The organism is Nostoc sp. FACHB-190 (assembly GCF_014696905.1).
In the GTDB taxonomy this organism is placed as follows: Bacteria; Cyanobacteriota; Cyanobacteriia; order Cyanobacteriales; family Nostocaceae; genus Nostoc_B.
On record NZ_JACJQW010000014.1, the window covers coordinates 1 to 14,346 of the forward strand.

Here is a 14,346-nt window from a genome sequence, read left to right on the forward strand (position 1 = left end):
GTGATCCAGTTGCAGAACTGCTCCCATACGTTGGCGCTTTTGCGCTGTTGTAAGGTTGCTGTCATGTCTTTATGATTGCTTTTGTTATGTATGTTTCAGGTGTTTTTACCTGTGATGGTTTTTATCTTAGAGACTTTGTAAAGGTTTGTAAAGGTGTATAACAAAAAGCTTACTTAACACTTTTATAAGTGCAGCTTATATATATTGATGAGGAGTACAGGAGTAAGGCTTGATTCCATCCCTATTCAGTATTGATGACAAGAAATTCTTATAGGGGTGTACTGATTCAAAATCCTTACACCGTTCGGTTGACGCTCACGGCGAAGCCCCAAACCCTTTCACCCTTACACCCAATCTCCACAGATAATCTTTGTGCGTAAGTCCTGATTATGATGTGGTTGAAGTGCGATCGCACTCTCATTCCTTATAATAAAAACTAAACCCAAACCAGAGGCGATATGCTTTTAAAACTGCAACAGATTATCGTCAAACCGGGACACCAAATGTTGCTGAAAGATATTAGTTGGCAGCAGTTAGAAAATATTTTAGAAGAAATGGGAGATAAACGTGCCGCACGTATCTCTTATAGTAATGGTTGGTTAGAAATTATGGTTCCTCTACCTGAGCATGAAAAAGATAAAGAAATTTTTGGAGAGTTAGTCAGAAATTTACTAGACAAGCTCCAGGTTGATTTTGAACCATTTGGTTCTACAACACTTAAAAATGAGCGAATGCGGCAAGCAGTAGAACCAGATACCTCTTTTTACATTCAAAATCATGCTGCTGTGATTGGTAAAAATAGGATTGACTTAAATATAGACCCACCACCAGATTTAGCAATTGAAGTTGATATCACATCTCGGACTAGATTTAATAACTATGAAATTCTAGGAGTTCCTGAACTTTGGCGATATACAAAACAAGGGTTAGAAATTTTTGTCCTCCAAGATGGTAAATATATTCAATCTCAATCTAGTCCTAACTTCCCTAATATACCGATTATTGAATTAGTTAATGAGTATGTTCAGCAGTGTTTGACAAGTGGCAGAAGTCAAGCTATGCGTAATTTTAGGAAGTGGATTGAAGATAATTTGTAAGATAGATAATTTGGGCAAATGTAATAACAACTTTAGGATTGGTTGGGAAAGGCGATCGCTCTAGGCAAAATATTATAGCCAGGACTTACGCAACTGTTACAGCAAGTATAAAAATTTAGTTCTAAGAAGATGTTTGAAAAGTATTATTGTTAACATCAAAATCTGAAAAACCTAACCCCTTGAGCCTCCCATTCCCTCTTAGGTAATGGGGTTTTCAAAGCCTCTCTCCGCTTCGAGGAGAGGTTTGGAGAGGGTTTTTTAGTATTTTTCATGACTTTCCAAGTATCCTCTAAGCGGGATACAAATTTTTATCTTGTGCGTACACAGTAGGAGAGCATGTGAGTAATAATACGGTTGGCTTTTGTTTTAAAATAAACTATTTTTTGTAAAGTGACAGAATTATTAATCGTCTAACTTCAGAATATTTTCAATAGGGAAAAATTTCTATGTCTAGTAAGCATACCAGTGAAATTATTGCATCGCAAACTGGCATTTCATCATCAAAGATAGCTTTGGAAGCCTTTGAACGTCATATAGAAAAAAAGCTCAATGAGACAACAGAAAATAAAACACAAGCGACCAACTCGAAATCTGATGTCAATTCCAATAAGTTCAAATCCTTCTAAAATTCTCCGTTTGTTTGCTGACTTGCAGGATCGTTTATACGAACATAACACAGTCAAGAATGCAATTACTCAAATATGTAACCATACAAAAGACCAGAACATTATTAAAACTTGCCAAACTATTGCAGATATTCTAGATATAGAATTAAATTTTAACTTTAATAATGTTCACACTGCTGTGCATTTCCAAGCGGTTCAGCAATTACATAACCATCAGAATCATGTAATTAGTAAATACCAAGAAATTAAAAATAATATAAATAATTATAATCCAAAATGGACAGCCCCTTTGCTTGAAATCATAGATACTCAAATAGCCAGACTATCACAGCTAATAATACTTCTAGATAGAGAGCCTGATATTTGTGATAACCAAGGTAGTTTAATACGTCCTAATGATTTAGTTATATATCCCTGTAAAGATGAAAATGATAGGGATTATGAGCATTATGGTATTGTCAGAGCTACTCCTAATGGTTACAGAGTTGCACACTTTTTTACTGGTAAAACAGTAAAACCAGAAGGGAAAATTGTAAGTGTGGGAATTGGATATATTCATTTTGCCCACTACTCACCAGAATGGCTATTTAAAGAACGTCCTGAACAAGAAAATCCTCACAACTCTTCAGACCTTCAAACGGAAATGCGTATTCAAGCATCACGAGAAAAAATACTTAATTCACAAGATCCTCTTTGGAACTTATTAAATTATAACTGCGAACATTGGGCTAGAGAAATGGTATATGGGGAAGCGAAATCTACTCAGGTTTTAGATAAAAGAAATAATAAATAAATCTATAAACTGTCTATCAATAGTTGTGAACCCGCTTACGCGGGTTTTGTCTGTGTAGCCGCGACTTCACACGACTTCAGTCACTTGGTGTAATGTGTGTTAATCCCACCAAAAATAGAGGCGATCGCCAGAGCGAAGACTCTCAACTAATTTTTGCATCGATTGATAACCCTGGTCTATAATATCGGGACAAAATTCATACATACTTGCCGCCAATCCTTCTGGATCTTGAATGGGCGTAAGAAAGCGACCGTCTAATGTATCGTGAGCAATTAAAGTTAAGATAAAAGGCTGTGTGGCTTCCAATTCTTGCAGCCATTCCACTACATAACCAGGGCCGACTCCATAATTACAACCATTTGTTTGATGTACGGCAATTGCATCATATTTATTGGTAGTTGGCAAAATACACAGTTGTTTTGGCCCTTCGGCATCAAAGTAATTATCTGGTTGATAAACAAAGCAACTTCGTTGTAAAAACTGCCGTTGTAAGTCTTCGGTTTGGATTTCGCTGCGGCGTTTACTATTGACATGAACTTGAAACCAACCAGGAATGTCATCATACATAGGTACTGGTTTACTACCACAAATTTCTCCTAAATCTGCTACTGCTTGTCGATAATCTGGATTCTGGGCAGCTTGAGCAAAATCTGGACGTTCTAGTTCTTCACCCCAGCGTTGATCATCGCTGTTGTCATCTTCATCTCCTTCATCTTCTTCATCCCATCGTCGTTTTTCCACACCATACTGCACCAGCAGTTCTATAACTTGGTGATTGTCAAATAAATCTGCCAATGTCATCGCTGTGTCCCCATCTTGAGAAACAGCATTGAAATCCGCGCCTCTTTCTATTAACATCTGCACTAGCTCAAAATGCTGTTGCTTTTGTACAGCTTCTAACAAAGGAGTGACATCTTGATGATTTTTGGTGTTGACATCTGCACCGGAATTAATTAAAAATTTTGCTAGTTCTGTATGGGCATTTCTCAATGCTATCAAAAGTGGTGTATCGCCTTCAGAATCTTGCTGATTAATATTGACACCTGCCTGCATTAAAATCTGTACAATCTCTAGATTTCCTTGAACACAAGCTAGACACAACGCATCTTTAGAAAAACAATCTCTGGTTGTCAGATTGGCTTGGTTTGCTATTAACACCTGCACAATATTGGTATAACCTTTCATGGCAGCTAACATCAAAGGAGTTAGCCCTAAAAAGAATCCCATTGCCATTAACGATTCATAATTGTCTGAGATAATGCTAGGAAATTTGCCTTGGTTAGCATCAACAATATCAGTAACGTTAATATCAGCATTTTGCTCAAGCAGCAAGTTGACAACATCTAAATGTCCGTTAGATGCTGCTAACATTAAGGGCGTGCGGTACTTTGTTTTCCTGCGTTGGTCACGGGCATTAATATTAGCACCTTGCGCCAACCAATAACGCACAGCATTAACATCGCCTTGTTCCGCAGCTTTGAGTAAATTTTCGTCGGGGCTGACTCTTGGTGCATCGACTCCAAACCGACGCAGAACTTCTAACACCTGTGAATGTTCGTTGTGTACTGCCCATTCATAAGCTGATAGTCCTTCACCATCTTTACTGTAGGGGTCAGCACCCGCCTCTAACAAAACTGCTAATGCTTCACCATGACCACAACATGCGGCGAGAATTGCCGGGAAAGTATCAACGGCATTTTCTGGTTTACTCATGTTAGAGGTTGCCAACTTCGCCCGCTTTGTAGCAATATCAATGGTTTCCTCTACTTCCGCCAAGGTTGGTGAATTGTCTGTGTCGAGTGCTTCTAAAGTTTTCCCCAGAGTTTCTAAGCTAGTAAATGCGGCTTGTAATGCTGAACCAGCTTGTTTTTGAATGGTTCGGCGATTGATGGTAATGCGGCTGACTAAAGTATTGACATCCGCCCCAGCAGCTATTAATGCCCTAATTACTTCTGCTGCACCTTGGGCTGCGGCGATCGCAATTGGTGGTACACCGCCAAATTTTGGTGTTTGAGTCGAGTTAGCGCCTGCCGTTAGTAGTTTTAAGGCAATATCAAAGTTACCATGTTCAATAGCTTTGAGTAACGGCGTTGAACTCATCTTGCCATTATCCACATCAGCACCCGCAGCAAGTAACAGGTCAACTATTTCACTATTGCCAATTCTGGCGGCTTGTTCTAACGGGCTACCACAGTATGTTGCTACGTTGATATCTGCACCTTTATCAAGCAAAACTTTCACGGTCTCGATTCGGTTTGTCATCACTCCCCAAACCAGTGAATGTCTCAGGGATGGGTGATCAGCCCCGGCTTCAATTAATGCACATTTAATTTCATCAGGGCCGTAGCGTGCCAGTTCATAAGCAATTTCATCACCTTTTTTAGCGTTTGGATTTGCACCTGCTGTCAATAGTGCTTTGACACGTTCAATATCCCGCGATTCAATAGCACTAATTAGCTGTTCATCCATAAATTTTATTCCTACATATTCTCAGCCTCTTTAGTCATTTTTCCCATCCTGGTTCAGTAATGCCCAATATTTATCTATGATGAGTACATGAACTCAGCGAGGGTGTGATTAATAATTCCGCCAACCATCAACAAGATAGTTTGCCATCTTTAGATGCTGCTAGTATTAAGCGAGTAAGAGAAGGAGTAGCAGCAGCAAGCGATCGCGCGGTGCGTTATACAATCGAACAGGCACTAAATCGCCTGGAAGCCATTAACCAAGGACAGACAGAACATCAAATTAATGGTAGTGTACGCAGGTTTGTTTTGCGATCGCTCATTCATACTTTATTCCGCGTCCGGGTAGAAAACCTCGAAAACTTACCGCAGACACCAGCCATTCTCGCAGCTAACCATCTCCATCACATCGACCCCTTGTTGTTATTGGCAGAACTCCCCAGCCAGCCTTATTACTATATTTTGGGTGATGCTCGCACTCTGTATAACAAGTTTTGGAAACGCTTTATTTTAAATTTTGCTGGCGGTGTCATTCCTTTGGCGCGGTTGTGGAAAGAAGAAGTGGCTGTCATAGAAGCAGCCAAAGCAGGAAGACAAGATTTAGCCGAACTCGCCGCCGCCATTGCCCAAAATGTGCCTACTGGCAGCGATATACAGACTTTACGCCAAATAGACCGCATTGTACTGGGAATTTTAGCCCACGGGGACGGAATGATTTTGTTTCCTGAAGGACGACTGGGAAGCACTGAGGGTAAATTACATCATCCTTTGAAGCGAGGAACGGTGATATATGCTTTACGTGCTGGTGTACCAATAGTTCCCGTGGCATTAATTGGTACTAATGACTTATATCTTCGCAAACAGTTAACTATTCGCTTTGGTGAACCGTTACATTTTTCTCCCCATACGAAAGCCACTCGCCAGGAAGTCGAAACAGCTTTAGCAGCTTTGGAAAAAGCTATGACAGCTTTGTTACTAACTAACTATCAAGAACCAGCAGGAATCAAACTTTTACGTTACTTGCTTAACCATATTTTGTGGTAAATAGCTATTCAGGACTTACGCACAAAAATTTTCTGCGGAGACTGGGTGTAAGGGTTAAAGGGTGTGGGGTGTAAGAGTTTTGGACACATACACCCCTATACCCATAAACCCTTACACCCTTCCCAAAACCCTTGGTTTTTCGTCTCACTGCGTAAGTCCTAGCTAAGTAAACACGCAAAATTAATTACAGTCATTGCGAGCGAAGCGAAGCAATCCCAGCCCTTGCGATTGCTTCATTTCGCTTCGCTCCATTCGCAATGACTTTGTGTAATTAATTATGTTTAACTACTTATTTTTCTAAAAAGTTGGTGATTTTAAAATTTGATGTTCCTTCCCAGCAATGATTTAAACAAGCATTTACCTGGGCATCTGCTGTATCAGTAGATTCTTGAGAAGCATTTAACTGTACGGCTGTCACAATATACTCAAAAATAATTACAAATTGTTTTTGCGTTGAAATTCTCTCAACCACAATAGTTTCGCCCACTTTGGGAATTTGCGGCAAATTCACGACAAAGGTTTCAATTTTTGGTTTTTCTAGGGGATTTTTGAAATTAAAGTATTTACAGTAAACAAGAACTTTCACGATAGTTAAGGGTTATTGGTGACGTTTTATCCTGCTTGCTGATTGGTTATTTACCTCGCCATAGCCTTTGTAATAAATTAACACCTTTTACTAATATTTCTTCTAACCACAGCATAGTGCGATCGAGCCATTTTAAAATTTTCTCTAGTAAGTGCTGCTCATACTCTATGGAATTAGCTTTAACTTCTATCCAGTCTGGCTGAATTTCGACTTGATGATTGTGGTTTTGATTGGGGATTATTTCTCCTGCATCACTTTCATTTGTGGGGATATTAGCCAGTTTTTCTGATACTTTTTTATTAGTGTGGTCAAGTTTTGTTTTTGTAATTGACAAGCTAGAATTCAGGGGCGGCGTGTTGCTTTTATCATGCACTAATTCTGAATTACCAAATAAATCGCCCCACTTTAGCCAAGGTTCTGCGGCTGTGTTTTGATTGGTTAACTTACGTTTTCTAGACCGAATTTGATATTTTTTTCCAGGTAAGGATTGTCTATTGGATTTAGCAGAATTCAGTTTTTTCTCTTTACCAACACCAAAAAAATAATTGATTGCAGCTTCAATTAAAGCTTGAAAATTCAGTGTTTGTGTTTCCAAGCTATCAGATGAGACGGTAACATTTCCTGGTGCAGCAAACTCATCTTGACCATAAAGAAATATATGGAATTTTTGCCGAGTAACTTGGATAATTTCTTGGCTATTTTGCTGCACTGGTAATACAGTATTTTTTTCTAACTTAGCTATGACTTGATCCAGAACATCGATGATTCTGCCAGTATTTATTAGTTCAGGCGATATGCCTGCTGTCAATGCAGGAATTTTACTGGGAGTTTCGCCAGTTAGCTTGGCTAAAATCCGATGAATTTCTGGTAATAACTCTGTCTGTTGTTCAGGCAATACTAATTGTTGATTATGCCAGTAACGCGCAACTTCACTAATAATTTTGTCTAAGATTTTTGTTTGTTGTTGCGGTGTTAAAATATCGAGAATTTCATTATTTGTGGTCACTAACACTAATTTACGCTGTTCCAGTGTTGTGGCAATTCCTTGGACTTTGGGTAAATAACGCCGAAGCACATCTTTTTGTTGAGATGGGGTGAGATGGCTAGAGGAATTGTCTGAAATCGTTAAGGATTGGGTCAGCGCAAGTTTATTTGTTTTACTATGTGAAAACAGTTTTCGCCACCAAGCGCCTATGATGTGAAAACTTGGTGATGTTTTGACAGATGTTTCCTCAGATGGAAGCTTTTGGACTGCTTCTAAGACAACCTGAATAGGCGTATCCGCAGTTGGGGGAGTTTCGTGGCGATCGCGATCATTTGGTGCTAACTTGAGCCTAGATTGTGGTTCTCTGCTATGCAGCGTTTTCACCTTTGACTCGGCTGACTGTAACACTAGATACAACGGGTAAAGTAATGCTTCTACACCCCACTTAGTTGCTACTTGCACTTGTCGAAAGGTTTGTTCCCATCGTTGTGTCAACCGCCGAGATTGCTGGTGGACAAAGTTAAAGAGTCTGCTTTGATAACGCCCAGAAGAACCAGATGACATGGTAATAATTTATGAGTTCAAGTTTTGTTTAGTTGTGAGACTCCCACGCAAAAATAGATAACGACCAACAGTAAATCGTTGTAAGTGCCATCATCTTAGCGAAAATATGACCCCTCCTGTATCTCAATCACAGACAAATTTAATCTCAAAGACTATTGAGCAATTACGCTCTTTTTGTCAAGTTAATCTTCAGTCTACTTGGCGATACCAAGAATGTGACTGGAGTATTACGGATGTTGTTACATCTAATTTGTCTGATTGGCAACCTGTAGAGTTAAATGCTAAAGGACATATTGCTTGGAAAGGTGGGAAACAAGTTTTATGGCTGGTACAGAAACTCGTGGTTCCCCAAGATTTACAGGGTTATCCTTTAGCGGGGTTATCTTTGCGCTTGGCTTTGGTATGGTGGGCTGATGCGGCGGAGGTTTATGTTAATGGAGAATTAGTCCAAGCTGGAGATTTGTTTGATTTTTACCCCAGAGTCTTGCTGAGTCAAAGTGTGTCTGCTGGGGATGAGTTTATTGTAGCTTTGCGCTTGGTCAGTCCTGGACATGATCAAGGGGCTTTGATGCGATCGCACCTAATCTACGAGTCTACAGATTATCATGATCCTGACCCCGGTTTTGTCGCTGATGAGTTGGCGGTGACGCAGTTGTATTTGGAAAAATTTGCGCCGGAAAAGTTGGATGGGTTGGCGGTGGAGATAGAAAAAACGAACCACATTAGACGCGAAGCGGCTTCCCGAAGGGTAGGCGCAGAGGACGCGGAGAGAGTAAGTCAAATTCTTCATCTGCGTCCATCCGCGTTCATCGGCGGTTCAAAATTCAAAATCAATTTACTTGGTCACGCTCATTTAGATTTAGCATGGCTATGGCCTGTAAGTGAAACTTGGAACGCTACCCAAAATACTTTTGAGTCGGTTCTGAAATTACAAAAAGATTTTCCTGAATTAATCTTCTGTCATTCCACACCCGCCCTTTATGCTTGGGTGGAAGAACATCGACCAGATTTATTTATAGCTATTCAAGAAGCTGTGGCGGCGGGGAAGTGGGAAATTATTGGCGCGACTTGGGTGGAACCCGAATTAAATTTGATTAGTGGTGAATCGATAGTCCGTCAGTTATTGTATGGTCAGCGATATTTTCAAGAGAAATTTGGCAAGATTTCGCCGATAGTTTGGGTTCCTGATAGCTTTGGTTTTTGTGCAACTTTACCGCAGTTTTTTGCTAATGCAGGTGTGGAATATTTTGTCACCCAAAAATTGCGGTGGAATGATACTACTAAATTTGATTATGGCGCTTTTTGGTGGCGATCGCCTGACGGTAGTCAAGTATTTAGTTTGATGTCTGCACCTATCGGCGAAGGTATTGACCCGGTTAAAATGGCAGCCTATACCTTGGAATGGCAAGACCAAACCAATTTGACAGAATCACTTTGGCTTCCTGGTGTGGGCGACCACGGCGGCGGCCCTACCCGTGATATGTTGGAAATTGCCCACCGTTGGCAACATTCGCCTGTATTTCCAGAATTAGAATTTACAACCGCCGAAAAGTATTTACAAGAAATTAGCCAAGCAGACTTCCCCACCTGGGATGACGAACTTTATCTAGAATTTCATCGCGGCTGTTATACTACTCACGCTGATCAAAAGCGGTGGAATCGTCAAAGTGAAAATTTACTTTATCAAGCTGAACTGTTTGCGACTTTAGCAACTATTACCTGTGGCGCGACATATCCCAAAGCAGAGATAGAAACCGCTTGGAAGCAAGTTTTATTTAACCAGTTTCACGATATTTTACCTGGTTCTTCCATTACCCAAGTTTATACGGATGCTTTGCCAGAGTGGCAGCAAGTTGAACAAGTCGGGACAAGAATATTAGCAGAGTCGATGCAGGCGATCGCATCTCACTTTACCCTACCAGAACCACCAGAACCAAATAGTCTACCAATTTTTGTATTTAATTCCCTCAACTGGCAACGTTCTGAGGTAGTTGCAGTTAGCTTACCCCCAACTCACCCAGAATGGCAAATCTACGATGTCGCTGGAAATCAACTTATCTCGCAATTTACTCAACCAGCAACATTACTATTTTTAGCAGCTGATATCCCACCCGTTGGTTATCGTCTATTTTGGCTAGTTCCCACATCCCAAATTCCTAGCAACTCAGCATCTCTTATCCCTGAGTTTGTCCTCGAAAATCAATTTTTGCGGGTATATATTGACCCAGACACAGGTGATTTATCCAGTGTTTTTGATAAAATTCATCAACGCGAAGTCTTAAGCGGTGCGGGAAATCAATTACAAGCTTTTAAAGATAGCGGTCAATATTGGGATGCTTGGAATATCGACCCCAATTATGCAGAACATCCCTTACCAGCCACCAGTCTCAAATCAATTCAAGTATTAGAACAAGGGCCGATACAACATCGCTTGCGCGTAGTGCGTCAATTAGGCGAATCAGAATTTTGTCAAGATTACATTTTACAAGCAGGTTCACCCATCTTAAAAATTGCCACTACAGTTAATTGGCATGAAAATCAAGTCTTCGTTAAAGCTGCATTTCCCTTAAATGTCGAAGCAGACTTCGCCACCTATGAAATACCTTGTGGTGTGATTCGTCGCCCCACCAAACCCCAAACCCCCGCAGAAAAAGCCAAATGGGAAGTCCCCGCCTTGCGTTGGGCTGATTTAACCGGAGAATCAGAACTCGGTATTTACGGTGTTAGTTTGCTCAATGATTGTAAATATGGCTACGATACCCAAGCAAACCAACTACGCATATCATTATTACGCAGCCCCAACTGGCCAGACCCAGAAGCCGATAGAGGCTTTCACCAATTCACCTACGCCTTGTATCCCCACGCAGGTACTTGGGAATCAGCCCAGACAGTACAACGCGGCTACGAACTCAACATTCCCTTACAAGTAATACTTAACCCACTCCCAACTCCCAACTCCCAACTCCCCACTCCCGACCGAATCAGTTTCTTAAATCTAACTTCTCAAAATTTAATCTTAATGGCCTTAAAACCAACAGAAGACAATCCCCAGGAGTTGATTTTGCGATGTTACGAATCCCAAGGAGAAATAGCTGAGTTGTATTTACAGAGTGATTTAGGGCTAAGTTTGGGAGAGACAGTGGATTTATTAGAACGCTCCCAAGATATCACTGAATTTTATGGCAATCAGCAGTTCTTTATAATACAGCCTTGGAAAATTACCACTGTCAAACTGATACAACAGCCAGAGTAACTTTTTAGATAGCAGAAGCAGGTAGCTAGACAGCCTTCTGCCCCGGTTGGTGAGCGTAGCCGAACCACTGCCTCCTGCCTCTGCTTGGTGAGCGAAGCCGAACCACCGCCTTCTAATCTTCGTGATCATCAAAGGGATCTGCTAACTCCTTGCTTGGAGGGCCAAACGAGGTATAAATTCCATACGCAGTAACGGCTACAAGTATCGCGCCTACAGAAATGCTAAGAACTATTGCGGGTTCCATAAAATATAGATTGATTATGAGTGCTATTCTTATAGAATATTACAGAAGATTAAAAAAAGCTTTGGCAACTAATCTTAGGTGAACTATGGCACAACGGACTAGGTTGGGAGATATCCTGAGACCTTTAAATTCTGAGTATGGTAAAGTGGCTCCCGGCTGGGGAACTACCCCCGTAATGGCTATATTTATGGGGCTGTTTTTCGTGTTTTTGCTGATAATTCTGCAACTTTACAATAGATCCATCGCAATTCAGGATGTGTTAGTTGATTGGCGCAGCTTAGGCGGCTAGTTTAACAGCGCAATCAAGCTTGCGTATTCAACGAACTTACACCCGGCTCGTCCGGGTTTTTTTGTAAGTTATAGACTTGAAAGGTGAGTCTAAAACAAGTCACCATAGTAATTGATGGGGAAAGTTTTGATTTTAACTTCCCACTCTCCTAATTTTGTGTGTCTGTATACTTATAGGTAGGAGCGATCGCGTGAATATATTTGGTATCGGTCTGCCAGAAATGGCTTTAATTATGATAGTGGCACTGTTAATCTTTGGCCCCAAAAAACTCCCAGAAATCGGCCGCAGTGTCGGGAAAGCAATTCGCGGTTTCCAAGATGCTTCTAATGAATTTCAAAACGAATTTAAACGCGAAGCCGAACAAATCGAACAAGCTGTGAAAACCACTGCTGAAATCGAACCCAAGCAAATAGAACCCTCTCAACCACAGCATGATACTGCTAATTAGAGTGCTGAGTGCTGAGTGCTGAGTAAAAAACTAGTACAGTCTGCGGAAATAAAACACGCATGATAAATTGCTGAAAATCTGACTATAAGGGTTTTTCATTTCAGACTTCAGACTTCAGACTTCAGCTTTTTTGTACTAATCCCTAATCCCTTAACATAGTTCTGCGAATCGATTGATTGTAAGTGAAATGACAGAAGCTGTAACACCACCAGCTTTGGTAATTCCCCAACTAATTGTGGGGTTGGGGAATCCAGAGCCTAAATATGAACAAACACGCCATAATATTGGCTTTGCTGCTGTTGATGCGCTTGCTCGTGCTTGGCAAATTTCCTTGGCGGAAAATCGCAAGTTTCAAGGGGAGTATGGCGAAGGTATAGCATTTGCTGGAAGTAAAATCCGCTTGCTGAAGCCATTAACTTACATGAATCGCTCAGGACAATCAATCCAAGCTGTTACAAGTTGGTATAAATTACCAGCAGAGTCTGTATTAATCATTTATGATGATATGGATTTACCCCTCGGAAAAACCCGCTTGCGTCTTTCCGGTTCTGCGGGTGGGCATAATGGAATGAAGAGTGCGATCGCTCATCTTAGCACCCAAAACTTTCCACGTTTACGTATTGGTATCGGCAAACCAAAAGATGCAGATAATAGCGATAACTCTGAAACAGTCTCTCACGTACTCGGAAAATTTTCTGCTACCGAAACTAAATTGATGTCTGCTGTACTTCAATTTGTCGTCGAGTGCGTAGAAATGAGCCTAAAACAAGGGGTCGAAAAAGCCATGAATCGTTGTAACAGTCGTAACGTGGCGAATAATGAGTAGTTATTTGTCATTTGTCATTTGTCATTCGTTCCGTTCCCTTCCTTGTCCCCTCACACCCTCACACCCTCATACAAAGCAATATACCCAAGCCCTAGTCAGGCATGGGTAAATCTTGCTAAATCTCATCTGAGTACTCTGGCAAAGTGCTGTTGCTAACTGAGATTGATTTCTTGAAGCAAAGCCAGTACCAAACCATCCATATTTATTTAAAACGGCGCTTGCGTCTTGCTGCTACAGCTTTACGTTTGCGCTTTTCTAATGGTGTTTCAAAGTGCCGATGATATTTTACGTCGGCAAGTATACCAGCCTTGGATACTTGACGCTTAAATCGACGTAATGCTGAATCTATTCCTTCGTTTTCGCCTAGAACCACTTGGGTCATTCTGTTTCCTCGTTATGGATAATTCCCATTGTAATAGTAGCCTCCGACTTAGCCAAACGCCGCCAACTTGCGTTCAAACATACTAGTTTTGGCAAGCGTACTGCGTGCAGTAGGAGACATACTATTTATAATCACAAATTAGTATTATATGACTTAGTAACAAAAGTTAGTGATTGATGTATAGTCCAAATAGAGTTTTTGTAGCGCAAATGTCATTATTAATACTGCTTAAAAGTTAATTCTGCCCTGATTTAATAATTTATATCCGGTGGCTAATGCCGTAAACGCCACACAAAAACTCCATAAACTAGTCGGTCTTAAAATAACTCCACCACTTAAAAACACTAGCATGATTCCCAGCCCCAGTAATATCCAGCCAAAATTACCAGTTTGTCTAGGAAAGAAAACTAGCGAAAATATGCCAGCCATAATTGCTAGAACTGAACCAGTAGCAGGCGCACTCCGATAAAAAAATGAATAGTATCCGCTAACAAATATGATGTTTTGACCGAAAAAATATAACCCTACAAATAATAAAATCAAGCCTATTAGTTTGATGAAAAGCCTACCCATAATTATTAGATGCACCTTAGCTAAATCTAAAGTTAGTTTGGGTTTATTATATTTGACCTATTAATAAAAAACTATAGATTCATGTAAAAATTTATCTAAAATTCATGTACAATCCAGCAAATATACGTAGCTTATCATCTTGGATTTGATCATAAAACCCTCATACAGCAC

The 14,346-nt window shown here is 40.5% G+C and carries 14 protein-coding genes; 8 read left to right on the forward strand and 6 right to left on the reverse strand.

Going from position 1 to position 14,346, the window contains the following annotated elements:
- Nucleotides 1-458: 458 nt before the first annotated feature.
- The 3 genes from H6G28_RS16470 to H6G28_RS16480 all read left to right on the forward strand — a co-directional run bounded on the left by H6G28_RS16470 (nucleotide 459) and on the right by H6G28_RS16480 (nucleotide 2,516).
- The gene (locus H6G28_RS16470; protein ID WP_190592272.1) at nucleotides 459-1,097 is read left to right on the forward strand and encodes a Uma2 family endonuclease; all 639 of its coding nucleotides are present in this window, start codon (nucleotides 459-461) and stop codon (nucleotides 1,095-1,097) included.
- Between the two features lie 446 nt (nucleotides 1,098-1,543).
- On the forward strand, nucleotides 1,544-1,723 hold the full coding sequence (locus H6G28_RS16475; protein ID WP_190672320.1) for a hypothetical protein: 180 nt from the start codon (nucleotides 1,544-1,546) through the stop codon (nucleotides 1,721-1,723).
- On the forward strand, nucleotides 1,692-2,516 hold the full coding sequence (locus tag H6G28_RS16480; protein WP_190672323.1) for a hypothetical protein: 825 nt from the start codon (nucleotides 1,692-1,694) through the stop codon (nucleotides 2,514-2,516). Before H6G28_RS16475 ends, H6G28_RS16480 begins: the two co-directional genes overlap by 32 nt.
- 99 nt (nucleotides 2,517-2,615) lie before the next feature.
- Here the strand turns inward: H6G28_RS16480 and H6G28_RS16485 are convergent, their stop codons facing one another.
- Nucleotides 2,616-4,985: an ankyrin repeat domain-containing protein gene (locus H6G28_RS16485; protein ID WP_190672326.1), complete on the reverse strand. Its 2,370-nt coding sequence runs from the start codon at nucleotides 4,983-4,985 to the stop codon at nucleotides 2,616-2,618.
- A 104-nt stretch (nucleotides 4,986-5,089) separates the two neighbouring features.
- Here H6G28_RS16485 and H6G28_RS16490 point away from each other — a divergent pair, with 104 nt between their 5' ends.
- Nucleotides 5,090-6,025 carry a lysophospholipid acyltransferase family protein gene (locus tag H6G28_RS16490; RefSeq protein ID WP_190672329.1) on the forward strand — a complete coding sequence of 312 codons (936 nt, stop codon included), beginning with the start codon at nucleotides 5,090-5,092 and terminating at the stop codon, nucleotides 6,023-6,025.
- Between the two features lie 289 nt (nucleotides 6,026-6,314).
- Here H6G28_RS16490 and H6G28_RS16495 read toward each other — a convergent pair whose 3' ends face one another.
- Both H6G28_RS16495 and H6G28_RS16500 read right to left on the reverse strand, forming a co-directional pair.
- Nucleotides 6,315-6,611, reverse strand: coding sequence for a hypothetical protein (locus H6G28_RS16495; protein ID WP_190592269.1), 297 nt, complete (start codon nucleotides 6,609-6,611; stop codon nucleotides 6,315-6,317).
- Between the two features lie 46 nt (nucleotides 6,612-6,657).
- The gene (locus H6G28_RS16500; protein WP_190672332.1) at nucleotides 6,658-8,160 is read right to left on the reverse strand and encodes a hypothetical protein; all 1,503 of its coding nucleotides are present in this window, start codon (nucleotides 8,158-8,160) and stop codon (nucleotides 6,658-6,660) included.
- Nucleotides 8,161-8,266: 106 nt separating this feature from the next.
- Between H6G28_RS16500 and H6G28_RS16505 the strand changes: the two genes are divergently transcribed.
- Nucleotides 8,267-11,413 (forward strand): alpha-mannosidase, encoded by a 3,147-nt coding sequence (locus tag H6G28_RS16505; RefSeq protein WP_190672335.1) that lies wholly within the window; start codon nucleotides 8,267-8,269, stop codon nucleotides 11,411-11,413.
- A gap of 112 nt (nucleotides 11,414-11,525) precedes the next feature.
- On the opposite strand, the gene psbN is transcribed toward H6G28_RS16505, so the two are convergent.
- Nucleotides 11,526-11,657 carry a photosystem II reaction center protein PsbN gene (gene psbN / locus H6G28_RS16510; RefSeq protein ID WP_083468730.1) on the reverse strand — a complete coding sequence of 44 codons (132 nt, stop codon included), beginning with the start codon at nucleotides 11,655-11,657 and terminating at the stop codon, nucleotides 11,526-11,528.
- 85 nt (nucleotides 11,658-11,742) lie between these two features.
- On the opposite strand from psbN, the gene psbH reads away from it, so the two are divergent.
- The 3 genes from psbH to pth all read left to right on the forward strand — a co-directional run bounded on the left by psbH (nucleotide 11,743) and on the right by pth (nucleotide 13,220).
- Entirely contained in the window at nucleotides 11,743-11,946 is a 204-nt protein-coding gene (gene psbH / locus H6G28_RS16515) for a photosystem II reaction center phosphoprotein PsbH (protein ID WP_190592266.1), read from the forward strand.
- A 190-nt stretch (nucleotides 11,947-12,136) separates the two neighbouring features.
- Nucleotides 12,137-12,394 carry a TatA/E family twin arginine-targeting protein translocase gene (locus H6G28_RS16520; RefSeq protein ID WP_190592265.1) on the forward strand — a complete coding sequence of 86 codons (258 nt, stop codon included), beginning with the start codon at nucleotides 12,137-12,139 and terminating at the stop codon, nucleotides 12,392-12,394.
- 187 nt (nucleotides 12,395-12,581) lie between these two features.
- Nucleotides 12,582-13,220: an aminoacyl-tRNA hydrolase gene (gene pth, locus H6G28_RS16525; protein WP_190672339.1), complete on the forward strand. Its 639-nt coding sequence runs from the start codon at nucleotides 12,582-12,584 to the stop codon at nucleotides 13,218-13,220.
- A gap of 202 nt (nucleotides 13,221-13,422) precedes the next feature.
- Here pth and rpsU read toward each other — a convergent pair whose 3' ends face one another.
- Nucleotides 13,423-13,602, reverse strand: a complete 180-nt coding sequence (gene rpsU / locus H6G28_RS16530) for a 30S ribosomal protein S21 (protein WP_008226419.1) — start codon at nucleotides 13,600-13,602, stop codon at nucleotides 13,423-13,425.
- Between the two features lie 228 nt (nucleotides 13,603-13,830).
- Entirely contained in the window at nucleotides 13,831-14,175 is a 345-nt protein-coding gene (locus H6G28_RS16535) for a hypothetical protein (protein ID WP_190672342.1), read from the reverse strand.
- Nucleotides 14,176-14,346: the final 171 nt, after the last annotated feature.

Excerpts from the sequence above, each read along its gene's own strand:
- H6G28_RS16475 (WP_190672320.1), top strand. The coding sequence starts at position 1,544 with ATGTCTAGTAAGCATACCAGTGAAATTATTGCATCGCAAACTGGCATT.
- H6G28_RS16535 (WP_190672342.1), bottom strand. The coding sequence starts at position 14,175 with ATGGGTAGGCTTTTCATCAAACTAATAGGCTTGATTTTATTATTTGTA.
- pth (WP_190672339.1), top strand. The coding sequence starts at position 12,582 with ATGACAGAAGCTGTAACACCACCAGCTTTGGTAATTCCCCAACTAATT.
- H6G28_RS16480 (WP_190672323.1), top strand. The coding sequence starts at position 1,692 with ATGTCAATTCCAATAAGTTCAAATCCTTCTAAAATTCTCCGTTTGTTT.
- H6G28_RS16485 (WP_190672326.1), bottom strand. The coding sequence starts at position 4,985 with ATGGATGAACAGCTAATTAGTGCTATTGAATCGCGGGATATTGAACGT.
- psbN (WP_083468730.1), bottom strand. The coding sequence starts at position 11,657 with ATGGAACCCGCAATAGTTCTTAGCATTTCTGTAGGCGCGATACTTGTA.
- rpsU (WP_008226419.1), bottom strand. The coding sequence starts at position 13,602 with ATGACCCAAGTGGTTCTAGGCGAAAACGAAGGAATAGATTCAGCATTA.
- H6G28_RS16500 (WP_190672332.1), bottom strand. The coding sequence starts at position 8,160 with ATGTCATCTGGTTCTTCTGGGCGTTATCAAAGCAGACTCTTTAACTTT.
- psbH (WP_190592266.1), top strand. The coding sequence starts at position 11,743 with ATGGCACAACGGACTAGGTTGGGAGATATCCTGAGACCTTTAAATTCT.
- H6G28_RS16470 (WP_190592272.1), top strand. The coding sequence starts at position 459 with ATGCTTTTAAAACTGCAACAGATTATCGTCAAACCGGGACACCAAATG.
- H6G28_RS16505 (WP_190672335.1), top strand. The coding sequence starts at position 8,267 with ATGACCCCTCCTGTATCTCAATCACAGACAAATTTAATCTCAAAGACT.